Raw genomic sequence first — 225 nt, 5'->3', positions numbered from 1 at the left:
AAACCCTTGTCCAAGCCTATACCTACGATACCCTCGGTCAAATCGAGACCATGACAGTATCTGACAAGGCTGGTAAGGAACTGTCTACGCTCTCTTACACCTACGACTTGGCTGGAAACAAGCTGACTAGTACAGAAGAAGTGGACGGTAAGGAAGAAAAGACTACCTATACTTATGATGACAATAACCGCTTGACCCAGTTGGAGAACAAGGACGGCACTACCA

At 46.7% G+C, this 225-nt stretch carries 1 protein-coding gene; it reads left to right on the top strand.

Going from position 1 to position 225, the window contains the following annotated elements:
* Window positions 1-225 (top strand): hypothetical protein (locus E4T79_RS10870; protein ID WP_135030152.1); only part of this gene is annotated, 225 nt, incomplete at both ends.

The organism is Streptococcus sp. LYSM12, from assembly GCF_004569635.1.
In the GTDB taxonomy this organism is placed as follows: Bacteria; Bacillota; Bacilli; order Lactobacillales; family Streptococcaceae; genus Streptococcus.
The sequence above is the reverse complement of the archived record's forward strand: the minus strand, read 5'-3'. Positions and strand labels throughout refer to the sequence as shown.